Origin of the sequence: Sulfitobacter mediterraneus, assembly GCF_003054325.1 — a bacterium.
GTDB classification, from domain to species: Bacteria; Pseudomonadota; Alphaproteobacteria; order Rhodobacterales; family Rhodobacteraceae; genus Sulfitobacter; species Sulfitobacter mediterraneus.
Window position 1 is genome coordinate 162,834 of the sequence record NZ_QBKU01000003.1, and the last position, 12,330, is coordinate 175,163.

At 59.3% G+C, this 12,330-nt stretch carries 15 protein-coding genes; 7 read left to right on the forward strand and 8 right to left on the reverse strand.

What is annotated here, in order from left to right:
- The first annotated feature begins 1 nt into the window (after window position 1).
- The 3 genes from C8N31_RS05980 (at window position 2) to C8N31_RS05990 (ending at window position 4,263) form a co-directional block, all read left to right on the forward strand.
- Window positions 2-286: a hypothetical protein gene (locus C8N31_RS05980; RefSeq protein ID WP_025048369.1), complete on the forward strand. Its 285-nt coding sequence runs from the start codon at window positions 2-4 to the stop codon at window positions 284-286.
- Entirely contained in the window at window positions 286-3,018 is a 2,733-nt protein-coding gene (locus C8N31_RS05985; protein WP_025048368.1) for a sensor histidine kinase, read from the forward strand. The genes C8N31_RS05980 and C8N31_RS05985 overlap by 1 nt, the downstream gene beginning before the upstream one ends.
- Before the next feature lie 63 nt (window positions 3,019-3,081).
- On the forward strand, window positions 3,082-4,263 hold the full coding sequence (locus C8N31_RS05990; protein ID WP_025048367.1) for a FliM/FliN family flagellar motor switch protein: 1,182 nt from the start codon (window positions 3,082-3,084) through the stop codon (window positions 4,261-4,263).
- 17 nt (window positions 4,264-4,280) lie between these two features.
- Here the strand turns inward: C8N31_RS05990 and C8N31_RS05995 are convergent, their stop codons facing one another.
- A complete protein-coding gene (locus C8N31_RS05995; protein ID WP_025048366.1) occupies window positions 4,281-4,703 on the reverse strand; it encodes a TIGR01244 family sulfur transferase in 423 nt (140 codons plus the stop codon).
- Between the two features lie 87 nt (window positions 4,704-4,790).
- Window positions 4,791-5,030, reverse strand: a complete 240-nt coding sequence (locus tag C8N31_RS06000; RefSeq protein ID WP_025048365.1) for a hypothetical protein — start codon at window positions 5,028-5,030, stop codon at window positions 4,791-4,793.
- A gap of 100 nt (window positions 5,031-5,130) precedes the next feature.
- Here C8N31_RS06000 and C8N31_RS06005 point away from each other — a divergent pair, with 100 nt between their 5' ends.
- Together C8N31_RS06005 and tig are read left to right on the forward strand one after the other, a co-directional pair.
- Window positions 5,131-5,415 carry a DUF2312 domain-containing protein gene (locus C8N31_RS06005; protein ID WP_025048364.1) on the forward strand — a complete coding sequence of 95 codons (285 nt, stop codon included), beginning with the start codon at window positions 5,131-5,133 and terminating at the stop codon, window positions 5,413-5,415.
- A gap of 175 nt (window positions 5,416-5,590) precedes the next feature.
- Complete coding sequence (gene tig / locus C8N31_RS06010) at window positions 5,591-6,922, forward strand: trigger factor (protein ID WP_025048363.1); 1,332 nt, start codon at window positions 5,591-5,593, stop codon at window positions 6,920-6,922.
- Between the two features lie 64 nt (window positions 6,923-6,986).
- Here tig and C8N31_RS06015 read toward each other — a convergent pair whose 3' ends face one another.
- Entirely contained in the window at window positions 6,987-7,397 is a 411-nt protein-coding gene (locus tag C8N31_RS06015) for a MerR family transcriptional regulator (protein ID WP_025048362.1), read from the reverse strand.
- Between the two features lie 68 nt (window positions 7,398-7,465).
- On the opposite strand from C8N31_RS06015, the gene C8N31_RS06020 reads away from it, so the two are divergent.
- Window positions 7,466-7,939 carry a DUF2938 family protein gene (locus C8N31_RS06020; protein WP_025048361.1) on the forward strand — a complete coding sequence of 158 codons (474 nt, stop codon included), beginning with the start codon at window positions 7,466-7,468 and terminating at the stop codon, window positions 7,937-7,939.
- Between the two features lie 36 nt (window positions 7,940-7,975).
- Here the strand turns inward: C8N31_RS06020 and C8N31_RS06025 are convergent, their stop codons facing one another.
- From C8N31_RS06025 to C8N31_RS06045, 5 genes are all read right to left on the reverse strand, one after another.
- Window positions 7,976-8,497, reverse strand: coding sequence for a lytic transglycosylase domain-containing protein (locus tag C8N31_RS06025; protein WP_231476816.1), 522 nt, complete (start codon window positions 8,495-8,497; stop codon window positions 7,976-7,978).
- A 135-nt stretch (window positions 8,498-8,632) separates the two neighbouring features.
- On the reverse strand, window positions 8,633-9,262 hold the full coding sequence (gene rplI, locus C8N31_RS06030) for a 50S ribosomal protein L9 (protein ID WP_025048359.1): 630 nt from the start codon (window positions 9,260-9,262) through the stop codon (window positions 8,633-8,635).
- Between the two features lie 11 nt (window positions 9,263-9,273).
- Window positions 9,274-9,501: a 30S ribosomal protein S18 gene (gene rpsR / locus C8N31_RS06035; RefSeq protein ID WP_005852865.1), complete on the reverse strand. Its 228-nt coding sequence runs from the start codon at window positions 9,499-9,501 to the stop codon at window positions 9,274-9,276.
- Window positions 9,502-9,529: 28 nt separating this feature from the next.
- Window positions 9,530-9,883 (reverse strand): 30S ribosomal protein S6, encoded by a 354-nt coding sequence (gene rpsF, locus C8N31_RS06040; RefSeq protein WP_025048358.1) that lies wholly within the window; start codon window positions 9,881-9,883, stop codon window positions 9,530-9,532.
- A gap of 155 nt (window positions 9,884-10,038) precedes the next feature.
- Window positions 10,039-11,439 (reverse strand): MATE family efflux transporter, encoded by a 1,401-nt coding sequence (locus C8N31_RS06045; protein WP_037918488.1) that lies wholly within the window; start codon window positions 11,437-11,439, stop codon window positions 10,039-10,041.
- A gap of 286 nt (window positions 11,440-11,725) precedes the next feature.
- Between C8N31_RS06045 and C8N31_RS06050 the strand changes: the two genes are divergently transcribed.
- Complete coding sequence (locus tag C8N31_RS06050; RefSeq protein WP_146173109.1) at window positions 11,726-12,259, forward strand: hypothetical protein; 534 nt, start codon at window positions 11,726-11,728, stop codon at window positions 12,257-12,259.
- Window positions 12,260-12,330 lie beyond the last annotated feature (71 nt).

Consider the following 12,330-nt stretch of genomic DNA (forward strand, 5'->3'; position numbering starts at 1 on the left):
GATGCCGCAGCGGCGCATGTTTCTCGAACGGCGCAGCTACCGGATGCGGCGGATGATGGATGCCCTGCGGTTTCTGCCGTTAATTGGTCTGTGCCTGTGGATGGTGCCGCTGCTTTGGCCCTTGCCCGAGGCGGGTCACACCGATCCGATGCCGATGAGCGTGGCCCTTAAATATCTGTTTGGCGTTTGGCTGGCTTTGGTGGTCATGGCATGGGCGCTGTGGCGATATACCCGCGGTCAGGCTGAGGCGGATGCCGCCCAAGGCCCTTCGGACAGGGCACCCTGATGGTTTCTCTCAACGAATTGGTGCTGGTGTGCCTGACCTATGTTGTCGGGCTTTTTGCCATTGCCTTTCTTGCGGAACGCGCCGCCCTGCGCGGGCGCGGCGGATGGCTGTTGCGCTCTCCGGTGGTGTATACGCTGTCGCTGTCGATCTATTGCACCGCCTGGACGTTTTATGGCGCGGTCGGATATGCCGCGCGATCGGGGCTGGAATATCTGACGATCTACCTCGGTCCGTCGATCGTGATGATCGGCTGGTGGTGGGTGCTGCGCCGGTTGGTGCGCATCGGGCGCAGCCAGCGCGTGACCTCCATCGCGGATCTGATTTCGTCGCGCTATGGCAAGTCCAATACCTTGGCGATTGTGGTCACAGTGATGGCGGTGATCGGGGTAACACCCTATATCGCCCTGCAACTTCAGTCGGTTATTCTGTCTTTGGCGATTTTTGCCACCCCCGATGCGGGCCTTGCCGGGGCTGGGGATGCACCGTTCAACCGCGCGCAGGCGGCGTTCTGGGTGGCCACAGGTCTGGCGCTTTTCACCGTGCTTTTTGGCACCCGAAATCTGAACGTCAATGAACGCCACCACGGCGTGGTGATCGCCGTCGCGGTTGAGGCGGTGGTGAAACTGGTCGCGCTGATCGCCGTTGGGGTCTTCGTGGTTTGGGGGCTGGCGGGCGGTGTCGGCGACACGCTGCAACGGATTGACGCCTCCGCCATTGGCGAATGGGAGGTGAAAGGCAGCCGCTGGGCCGCGTTGATGTTTGTATCTGCAGCCGCTTTCCTGTGCCTGCCGCGGATGTTTCAGGTCATGGTGGTGGAAAACAATGACGACCGGCACCTGCAAATCGCCTCATGGGCCTTCCCTCTGTACCTGATGTTGATGAGCCTGTTTGTGGTGCCGATTGCCGTGGTTGGTCTTGATCTGTTGCCCGCTGGATCCAATCCCGACCTCTTTGTACTCAGCCTACCGCTGAGCCAGGGGCAGAACGGTCTGGCGATGTTGTCTTTCCTTGGGGGGTTCTCATCGGCCACGTCGATGGTGATTGTCGCCACGCTGGCGCTCAGCACGATGGTCAGCAACCATATCGTCATGCCGATCTGGCTCAACCTGCGGCGCGGCGGGGCGACCCAATCGGGGGACGTACGCAGCGTGGTGATCCTGGCGCGGCGGCTGTCGATCCTGCTGATCATCGCGCTTGGGTTTTCCTACTACCGGGTCAGCGGCGGCAGCGGTGCATTGGCCGCCATCGGCACAATCTCCTTCGGCGGCGTGGCACAGTTCCTGCCCGCGCTTTTGGGCGGCATGTTCTGGCGCGGCGCCACGCGGATGGGTGCATTATGCGGGTTGGGTGTCGGCTTTGTCCTGTGGGTGTTCACCATGCTTTTGCCCAGCTTCGGCATGGATGTGGCCCTGTCACAAAGCACCTTCGAGCAAGGCCTGTTGGGGGCCGGGTGGCTGCGCCCACAGGCGCTTTTTGGTGTTGAGGGGCTTGATCCGACGGTGCATGCGGTGGTCTGGAGCCTGAGCCTGAACACATTGGTGTTCTTTGTGGTTTCGCTTTTTACCTTTCCTGATCCGATTGAAAGGCTTCAGGGCGCGCAGTTTGTGAACGTGTTGGATCATGGTGGATCGGCGCGGGGCTGGACGGCCTCGGTGGCGGGTAGTGAAGACCTGATGATCATGGCCCAGCGAATTTTGGGTGCAGCAGAGGCGCAGGCGTTTTTCCGGCAAGAGGCCAAGGCGCAGGGGCGGTCCGGCAATCTGCCAGAGCCCACGCCCACCTTTGTGCAGGAATTGGAAAGAGAGCTTGCAGGCTCGGTTGGTGCGGCCACGGCACATGCGATGGTCGGCCAGATTGTTGGGGGCACATCTGTGTCGGTGCAGGATCTGTTGGCGGTGGCGGACGAATCTGCGCAGATGCTGGAATACTCCAGCCAGCTTGAGGCCAAATCGAGAGAGCTGTCTGAGACCGCCGAGGAACTGCGCCGTGCCAATGAAAAGCTGACCCAGCTGTCCTTGCAAAAGGACAGTTTCCTCAGCCAGATCAGCCATGAATTACGCACGCCCATGACCTCAATCCGGTCGTTTTCTGAGATTCTGAGGGACGCAGCCAAGCTCAGCGAGGCGGACAAGACCCGCTATGCCTCGATCATTCATTCGGAGACCATTCGTCTGACCCGGCTGCTTGATGACCTGCTGGATCTGTCGGTGCTCGAGAACGGGCAGGGCAATTTGCACATCGGCGAAGGGGCGCTGCAAGATGTGCTGGACAGGGCCGTGACCACAGCCCTGACCGGCAGTGAAAACCCGATCACCGTGACCCGCGCAGGCGTGCAGGAGGATATCATGATCCGCACCGATCTGGACCGTTTGGTGCAGGTTTTCATCAATCTTATCACAAATGCCAAAAAGTATTGCCGCGCGGATGCGCCTGCATTGACCATTCTGGTCGGACGGCGATCTGATGGGATCACGGTTGATTTTGTGGACAATGGCGAGGGCATTCCCGCAGATGCGCAGGCGGTTATCTTTGAAAAGTTTTACCGCGCCACCGGCGCCGAAGGAGACGGCGCAGGGCTGGGATTGGCGATTTGCCGTGAGATCATGCACCGGCTGGACGGTGAGATCAGTTATTTGACATCTTATGACGGGGCCGCGTTCCGGGTTTACCTGCCGGCATCGGCGCTTGCCTCTGCCCAGACAGATCAATCGGAACTGACCCAACCCGCATAAAGGCCATAGTAACCAATCTTCCGGTATGGCTGATCCAAGCAATCCCAACCGCGGGCGGAGGCAATGGGTCAGGACCAAGAACAGTTAGCCAAAGGTGAGGACACGGCGCCGCCTGTTGGGGTCTTGCATCGCAAGGCCCATACGGGACGTGCGGTGCATCAGGCCCGTGCAATGACACTGGCCAAGGCGCTGCGCCTGACTTTGGCCAAGGTGGCTGATGACCTGTTTGATATGGCCATGGCGGTGATTGGACTGCGCCGCGAAACCCACAGTGCGGATAACTTGGACCAGGTGTTTCCAGCCGATGCCCTGCTGTTGCTGATGGAGGGGCCGCAGCGGCAAAGGGGCGGCGTTGTGGTCGATCAGGCGCTTGTTGGCGCTTTGTTGCAACAACAAACGATGGGAAAGGTCTTGCCCGCGGCAGAGGGCGACGCGCGCACAATGACCGAAACCGATGCTGCGATGTGCGCGCCGTTCGTTGACGCGCTGATCCACCGCGCGGCCGGATTGCCGGAAACAGAGGCGGATCGCCAGTTGATCAGCGGCTACACCTTTGGCGCACGCACCGAAACGCCAAGGCTGCTATTGATGGCGCTGACGGCTCAGAATTATGAAATCATTGAAATTACCGTGGATATTGATGGCGGTACCCGGCAAGGCACACTGACCCTGTGCCTGCCGCACAGCGAGGCGGTGAAAGACCCCGGCAGCGGAGACGAAGCGGAAGAAGACGGCGCATCCGCTGCCAAACCGACCCCCAAAAAGCTAACCGAAACGGTTCTGGGGCTGCGGGTTGATCTCAACATCGCGCTCACCCGGGTTCGGATGCCGTTGCGGCGGCTTGGGAGGCTCAAAGTAGGGGATGAGATTGATCTGGGCCGGTGTGCCTTTGATCAGGCGCGTGTGCTGACGATGGGCGGCAAGGCGCTTGGCCTCGGCACATTGGGGCGGGTCAACGGCATGCGGGCCTTGCGGATAACCCAGACGGGGCAGGGCCAAACCCAAATCGAGCCGGACGGGGATGCCCGCGCCGCAGTTGGATTGTCGCCCTCCGGCGAAATGCCGGATATGCCCGGCGCAGACTACGGCGCAGCGGGGCCGCCGGAAATGGCGGAGGGTTTGCCCGACTTGCCGGACCTTCCCGACCTTCCTGATCTTCCAGACCTGCCGGATTTGCCTGACTTGCCAGATATGTCAGACCTGCCCGGTTTCGAAGATATCCCCGCCGAACAGGAGGCGGGCTAACTTCATCCCGCGAGGGATCAGACGAAAGGCTGATCGAGCGCCGGACGAATGTTGCTGAGATCATAACCACCGGCGGCTGCCGCCGCGACAATCTCATCGGCGGGCAATGTGCCCGCTTGCCCCAACGCCCAGGCAATGGTCGAACGTGTGCCAGAGGCGCAATAGGCCAAAACAACATCGCCCGTGTCCAGACCCAACGCGCGGTTTGTGGCAATCACATCAGGCACCATGGTCTGATGGGTCAGCGGCTGCACGGCAAAGGCAAGGCCAGCGGCCTCAGCCGCGGCGCGGATTGCATCGGCGCTATGGCTGGGCGGCACTTCGGCATCCGGACGGTTGCACAGGATGCGGGTGATCCCGGCATCGCGCAGGGCGTCCATATCGGATGGGTCAATCTGCGGGCTGACGAAATAGCGGGGGGTGATTTGGCGAATATCCATAGGATGATTTAAGCGCAGAGCAGGATGCTGTCCAGCCGTCATTGCTGCTCGGTTCAATGGGTCGCAGGGCAGGCGGCAAGGCGGGCCTCAGCCCATGAAAATCCCGACAACCACCATCATCAGACCGATGACAGACAAAAACAGCGCCCCAAGGTTCAGCGGCAGCGCCGATTGCAGAACGGCGCGCATCGCATCATCATCCAACTGGGCGCGTTTGGCGCGGGTGACCTTGAGAATACACCACACCAGCCCGACAAGCCCCAACAGGGACAGCGCGGCACCAGACCAGATGATCCAATCAAAAACGGTAAATGTCTCGGTTTCCATGGCAGGCTGCTACGACAATCGCACCGCTGGGGCAAGTGCCGCTTGCGGGAGCGCTGCACCGAAGGTAGTCAGTCTGAAAGCCAATCAAGAGGACCGTCAGATGAGCGATACAGGCACCAACCCCGACGTGATCGAAACCGCAGGTGATGCGACATACCGCGTGACAGCCAACGAGCTGCGCCAGTTTGTGGAGCGGATTGAGCGTCTGGACGCGGAAAAGAAAGATCTGGCCGAGCAACAAAAGGAAGTCATGGCCGAGGCCAAGGCGCGTGGCTACGACACCAAGGTGATGCGCAAAGTCATCGCCCTGCGCAAACGCGACAAAGACGACATCGCCGAAGAAGAGGCGGTTCTTGAGATGTACAAAGAAGCCTTGGGCATGTGATCCAAACCGGGGGCAAACGGGCCTGTTTTGCAGATGCAGGCAGGTTTTTACCCCCAACCGCCCCCTAAGGCCGGTTCGACCGGGCCGACCCCCTTGCGCACGTCCTTCATCAGCCATAGAAGGACGGAAATTTTTACCCGCGCCGCGCGGCGCGGCCCTATCCTATGGAGCAAACATGCAGGTCAACGAGACGCTGAACGAAGGTCTGAAACGCGGCTATGCCATCACCGTGACAGCGGCCGAGCTGGACGCCAAAGTGAACGAAAAGCTGGTCGAGGCGCAACCTGAAGTCGAGATGAAGGGCTTCCGCAAGGGCAAGGTGCCGATGGCGCTGCTGAAAAAGCAGTTTGGCCAGCGCGTGATGGGCGAAGCGATGCAGGAAAGCATCGACGGCGCGATGAACGACCACTTTGAAAAGTCCGGCGACCGCCCTGCGATGCAGCCCGAAGTGAAAATGACCAATGAAGATTGGAAAGAAGGCGACGACGTCGAGGTCACAATGACCTATGAGGCGCTGCCCGAGATCCCTGAACTGGACATGGCCAAAATCAAGCTGGAAAAGCTGGTTGTCAAAGCCGACGACGCAGCCGTTGATGAGGCGCTGGCCAACCTTGCCGAAACCGCGCAAGACTTCAAAGCCCGCAAAAAAGGCTCCAAGGCCAAAGACGGCGATCAGGTTGTCATGGACTTTGTTGGCAAGGTCGACGGCGAAGCCTTTGAAGGTGGTTCTGCCGAAGATTACCCGCTGGTTCTGGGCTCCAACTCCTTTATCCCCGGTTTCGAAGAGCAGCTGGTTGGCGTGAAGGCCGGTGAAGAGAAAGCCGTGACCGTGTCTTTCCCTGATGATTATCAGGCCGAGCATCTGAAGGGCAAAGAAGCGACATTTGATTGCACAATCAAAGACGTGAAAGAGCCTGTGGCCGCTGAGGTTGACGACGAGCTGGCGAAAAAGTTTGGCGCCGAAGATCTGGCCGGTCTGAAAGCCCAGATCGCAGAGCGTTTGGAAGCCGAATACGCCGGTGCTTCCCGCGCGGTGATGAAACGTGGTCTGCTGGACCAGTTGGACAGCATGGTTGATTTTGACCTGCCGCCGACCTTGGTTGAAACCGAAGCGGGCCAGATTGCGCACCAGCTGTGGCATGATGAAAACCCTGAGGTTGAAGGCCACGATCACCCAGAGATCGAAACCAACGACGAGCACACCAAGCTGGCGACACGCCGCGTGCGTCTGGGCCTCCTGCTCGCGGAACTGGGCCAGAAAGCCGAAGTTCAGGTGACTGACGCCGAGATGACCCAAGCGATCATGAACCAGGCACGTCAGTACCCGGGTCAGGAACGTCAGTTCTTTGAATTCGTTCAGCAAAACCAGCAGATGCAGCAGCAGCTGCGCGCGCCTTTGTTCGAAGACAAAGTGATTGATCACATCGCGGACAACGCCGAAGTGTCCGAAAAAGAGATCAGCAAAGACGACCTGCAAAAGGCCGTTGAAGCGCTCGAAGACGAATAAGCCCAACTTGATCACAGGTTGTGAAGGCCGCGCCATTTGGCGCGGCCTTTTTCGTTTCAGACGGTCAAGGTTTGGCTTGCCGTCTACGCCCCTCCGCGATTTTCAGGATGCGCCGGAATTTCGGGCATTCAAGATGGCTTGACGCCGTGCAATTGGCCGCATGCCGCAGACCATCGCGCATACGCTGCAATTCTGCGATTTGTAGATCAAGCGCATCGGCGCGGCCACGCAGGGCATCAGGCGACAGGCGCGGCGTACCCCGCCGGCCCATCAGCGCCGCAATTTCGCGCAGTTTGAATCCGGCGCGTTGCCCCAATCCGATTAACGTGAGCCTGTCCTTCACATCTGTGGTGAATACGCGTTTGATCCCCTTGCGACCGACTGCCCGGATCAGGCCAATTTCCTCATAATATCTGAGGGTTGAGGCAGGGACGCCGCTGTCTTTGGCCAGTTGGGAAATATCTTGGTTTTGCATGGTTGACCTCAAGTGCACTTGAAGACGGAAGTTGCGCGGCATGGGCGTAACTGACAAGGGGCAAAACGATGTCTGATGATGGATTGGCGTGGCAGGCGATTTTGGTTGGCGTGGTCGCCACTGTGGTGATGGATGTGATTGCTATGCTGCGGGGGCGGGTCACTGGCGTAAGGGGGCTTGATTACGTGCTGTTGGGGCGCTGGGTTTTGCACATGCGGTCCGGCCGCTGGTTTCACAACAGTATCGCAACCGCAGACCGGCGCAGCGGCGAACGCGCGTTTGGTTGGCTGCTGCACTATCTGATTGGTGTGATCTGGGCGGTGCCTGCGGTTTGGATGGTGCAGGCCGGTGCATCCGTGGTCGCCGCGGCGCTTGTGGTCGGGGTGGGCTCCGTGCTGGCCCCCTGGCTTGTGATGCAGCCCGCCTTCGGGATGGGGATTGCAGGGAATAAGCTGCCGAAACCCTGGGCCGCGCGCAGCCGCAGCCTGCAAACCCATTTGACCTTTGCACTGGGGCTTTGGGCTGGCTTGCTCGCGATCTGATGGACGTACCGCCTTGGGCCGTCGCAAAGCCGGGGTTCAGCCCGATTTCAAACCGGTTTCGACCAACATGCCGCGCCGCTTTGCCTCATAGTAATAGCCCCGCGCGTACCATCCGATGGCGGTGTCAAAATCGCTATCGGATAACAGCCAGGCACCGCGCAAGTATTTGAGACCAAACTGCAAATTGGTTTCCGCATTCAACAAATCAGCGGGGCGTCCGCGAAACCCCATGGTGCGGGCGGTGGCGGGCAGGATTTGCAGCAGCCCCCAATAGGGGCCGTTGCGGGCCGCCGGGTTATGCGTGCTTTCCCGAATGGCGAGGCGGTGCACCAAAGGGCGCGGCAAGGCGTAGTGATCCGCCCAACGGTTGATGCTGGCCCGCAGGGCAGGGGTTTCATTGGGGTAAAGCGGTGGTTCGGGCGGATTGGTGTAGGGCGCCGGGGCAGCAGTCCGGCCGCCGCCGCCACAAGCTGCAAGTGGCAAAGCCGCCGCGCAAAGCAACATCATCGAACGTCTGGTATAAAGGTCAGGCATGGAGGGCACCGCAAACAGGGACATGAGCCACTGTTTATCCCGCAAGGGCATTACGACAAGGTAAAGCCTTTGGCATCGGCGGCGATCTGCGCAAGGCAATGAAAAACGCCGCGCAGGATCTGCGCGGCGTTTCTATTCACATAAAAGTAAGTAAGGAGATCAGGCTTTCGCCGCGTCGTCCTCAGCTTCTTCTGCAGGCTGGACCGTTTCGGCCAGATCGTCGTCGTCAGACGCGGCAGAACCGATATCGTCAAACAGTTCGGCAATCTCGAAATCAGCTGCGGCTTCTTCTTCCGCGGCCAGTTCCTGAATGGATTTGCCGGACGCCTGAAGCTCGGCCTCTTCAGGGGAACGGGCAACGTTCAACTGAATGGTGGCTTCGACTTCGGGGTGCAGAACAACGGTTACATCGTGCAGGCCCAGATCTTTGATCGGGTTTTGCAGAACAACCTGTTTGCGGTCTACGGTGAAACCAGCCTCTGTCGATGCTTCGGCGGCGTCACGGGTGGTGACGGAGCCATAAAGCGCACCGGCGTCAGAAGCGGAGCGAATCACGATGAACTGCTGACCGTTCAACTTGTCCGCCATGGATTCGGCTTCTTTTTTGGTTTCGAGGTTCTGTGCTTCAAGCTGTGCTTTGCGCGCCTCGAATGCTTCCACGTTGGCTTTGGACGCAGACAGCGCCTTGCCCTGTGGGAGCAGGAAGTTGCGAGCATAGCCCGGCTTTACGTCCACGACTTCGCCCATTTGGCCAAGCTTGGAGACACGTTCCAGAAGGATAACTTGCATGTGCTTTCTCCTTACTTAACGGCGTAGGGCAGCAGGGCGAGGAAGCGGGCGCGTTTGATGGCACGGGCCAGTTCACGCTGCTTTTTCGCGGATACCGCGGTGATACGGGACGGCACGATCTTGCCACGCTCAGAGATGTAGCGTTGCAGCAGACGTGTGTCTTTATAGTCGATCGCAGGTGCGTTGTCGCCCGAGAAGGGGCAGACCTTGCGACGGCGGAAAAATGGTTTTGCAGCCATGGTTTAGATCCTTTTCCTCAAGCCAAAATCAGCGACGTTCGCGGCGCTCGGGCCGTTCGTCACGTTTCTGCATCTGAACGGATGGCAGGTCTTTGTGCTCATCCATTTTGATGGTCAGAACACGCATGACATCGTCATGCAGGCGCATCAGGCGTTCCATTTCCTGAACGGCGGTCGCGGGTGCGTCGCTGCGCAGGAAGGCATAGTGGCCCTTGCGGTTCTTGTTGATTTTATAGGCCATTGTTTTGACGCCCCAGTACTCGTGATCCACGAGTTTCCCACCATTGTCGGACAGGACGGCACCAAAGTGTTCGATAAGGCCTTCAGCTTGCGTGTTGGAAAGATCCTGACGCGCAATCATAACATGCTCATACAGTGGCATGTGTACTCCTACTTTTATCAAGGCGCATTTCATAGGCAGGGCATAACCCTTTGCGGCCCCACCACGAGAGACTGCGCGGTTCAAAAGATTTGCAAAGGAAGGGTCCATATACACGGTTTGACGCGCAGGGCAAGGCCGCCGCGCGTCAAATCAGGTTAGCCTCGCGCAGCGGCAAAAAGCCCATAGCGCAGGTTCAGGCGGCGGGCGGTTTGAGACAGGACCACAAGGGTCAGCATTGCCATCAAAACCTCGGACACCGGACCGGCAATCCAGATCCCCAACTCCCCCAGAACAAGCGGCAGGGCAAAGGTCAGCGGCAGCGCAAAGGCGTAGGGTTTGGTCAGCCCCAGAACCGCCGCCCGTGTCGCATCCCCCAGCGCCTGAAAGTATGAGGCGATCACGATCATCGGCCCTGCCAGCCAGAACATCACAGTGGTGACCTGCAAGATCCATTCAAACGCCTCGATCACCGCAGGATCGGCCACAAAGAGCCGCGCAATCGGCTGTGCCAAGGCGACAAATACCACCTGACAACCAAGGCAATAAAGGAACGCGATCCAGATCCCGATCCGCAAGCTGCGGTCCGATCGGTCCAGCGCCCGTGCGCCGTAATTGTTGCCGACAATGGTTTGCAGCGCATGGGTCAGTCCCAAGAGCGGCAGAAAGGCAAAGGTCATCACGCGGGTGATGATGCCATAGGCCGACACGGTGGCGGTATATTGCGGCGCGTTCACCATTTGCAGCGCCAGCAGAATCGCGGTTGACCCCAAGGCCACGCCAATGAAGTTCAGGCTTTGCGGGGCGCCAAGGGCGAGGATACGGCCCCAATCACTGGTCAACGGGGCCTGAAGCAGCGCCCGTGGGGTCAGGAGCGTTTTGCCAGAGAGCCGAAAGCCAATCACAATCAGGAGTGTGACCAATTGAGCCAGCGCCGTGCCATAGGCCGAACCGGCAACGCCCATTTCGAGTTTTGCGATTAGGACATAGTTGAACATAATATTCAGCAGAGACACCAACAGGCTCAGTGCGGCCATCACACCGACATGCCCTTCGTTGCGCAGCGCATCGGAATTGACGCTCAGCACAAAGAGCAGCGGCGACATGATCATGGTGATGGCCAGATAGGTTTGGGCCATTTCGGCCAAGGTGTCAGAGCCGGCCGCAAGGAACCGCGCAACCGCAGGGCCAAACGCCAGATAGGTCAGCACCAGCAGAACGCCTGCAAATAGCGCAAGACCATGCGCACCTGCAAACACCGCGCGCGCCGCGTCATGTTCGCCCGCGCCAAGGTGGCGGGCCAGTTTGCTGGACATGCCGTTGCTGACCAGCGTCGCCAGCGCCACGATAAGCATGAACAACGGAAAGATTAGAGTTACCGCGCCAAGCGCTTCGGCACCGACATAGCGACCCAGAAAGATCGCATCGACCACCGTCAGCAGACCGTTCATCGACATCACAAAGATGATCGGCAGTGCGGTCTTGGCAAAGATCGGGCCAAGCGGCCCATGGGTGAAAGGATTTTGCGGAGAAGGATCCACAGAAGAATTAAGGGACATGATTGGCCTCACAAACACGTTCCGCATTTTCGAAAGGGGCCCGCATTTCCCACCGGCAGAACAGGGTAGGTCCAAGAATCGTTTCGACACTTCACCGATATTGCGGGCGGCAGGCGGTCGGGCCTTGCCATGGGCTTAGTCGGGTTTGCGGCAAATAACAATGTCTGTTGCGCCCTGGCTTGGGGCTTTGCCCTGACAAGGTACGCACATCGCCCAGTTGTTGCCCAATTCTCGGCCACTTCTTCGCTCATTCATTAATGCAAGATGAACAGCAAGGATGGGTGCAGTGACAGCGACAGCAGACTTTATGGAGGGCGAGGATGCTTCCTTTTTGTCAGAAGACAAACAAACCAGTGCGATGCACAACCGACCAACTGACGAGGCCCGCGTGATGCAACGCTCGGTGCAACGTCTGATGGGCGCGTCATTGATGGTTGCGGCGGTTGGCCTTTGGGTAATGCCGGGATCAAGCTGGGATACGGATCTGCTACTTTTTAAACTGGCACTGTCGTTGACGGGCGGTTTGGCCGGGTTCGGCTTGCTTTTGGCCAGCAGCACACCCCGGGATCCGCGGGTTGAGATTGACACGATCCGCCGCGAAGTACGGGTGGTGCGCCCGGCGAAAGGGGTCGGAGACATCATCTTGCGGCGCTGCGGCTTTGACGATCTGGCCCGCGCCGAACAGGACGGCCTGCGGGTGCGTATGTGGGACCGGAACGACGACTTGCTGGTCGACATCACAATGAAGAATCGCGACGCCCTGTTCAGCCTCGTGGGGGGGCTGAGAGACGTCGGGAAACTGGGGCAGAATGCCGGGTAACGCTGGGCAAAAGCCCGCAAAAAGCAAAACGCTTGCGTAACCTGGGCAGAACGCCCGCCAAGCCGGTGCAG